Below are 619 nucleotides of genomic sequence, written 5' to 3'. Positions count from 1 at the left end.
CTCGTAGGTGAACGACTTCATGCGGGCCTCCCGGTGACCTCGGTCATCGCCTCGACGATGTTGGAATAGGCGCCGCAGCGGCAGATATTGCCGCTCATGCGCTCGCGGATTTCGGCCTCCGTGACCTGCATCGGGGCGTTGAGGTCGGCGGTGACGTGGCTCGGAATGCCGGCCTTGATCTCGGCCAGCACCGCCACGGCCGAGCAGATCTGGCCCGGCGTGCAGTACCCGCATTGGTAGCCGTCGTGCTTCACGAAGGCGGCCTGCATCGGATGCAAGTTGTCAGGCTGGCCGAGGCCCTCGATGGTGGTGATCTCGGCGCCCTGGTGCATCACGGCCAGGGTCAGGCAGGAATTGATGCGCCGGCCATCGACGATCATGGTGCAGGCGCCGCACTGGCCGTGGTCGCAGCCCTTCTTCGTGCCGGTGAGGTCGAGACGCTCGCGCAGCAGATCCAGCAGAGTCGTCCAGGGTGCGACGGCGATCTCCCGTGTCTCGCCGTTGATCGTCAGGCTGATGTCGAAGGTGGTGGCGGGGCGGGTAGAACCGCTCGCTGTGACCATGGGAGGCATCCTGTGCTGGATCGGACCGGAAGGACTAGGTCGAATGGGTGATGAGG

Annotated in this window: 1 protein-coding gene; it reads right to left on the bottom strand. The window is 65.4% G+C overall.

The features are described from left to right. Positions 1–17: 17 nt before the first annotated feature. The gene (paoA, locus tag C1631_RS25285; protein WP_497707256.1) at positions 18–608 is read right to left on the bottom strand and encodes an aldehyde dehydrogenase iron-sulfur subunit PaoA; all 591 of its coding nucleotides are present in this window, start codon (positions 606–608) and stop codon (positions 18–20) included. Positions 609–619: the final 11 nt, after the last annotated feature.

It is taken from the genome of Chryseobacterium phosphatilyticum (assembly GCF_002899825.2).
Lineage (GTDB): Bacteria > Bacteroidota > Bacteroidia > Flavobacteriales > Weeksellaceae > Chryseobacterium > Chryseobacterium phosphatilyticum.
This window is presented reverse-complemented; position numbering and strand designations above follow the sequence as displayed.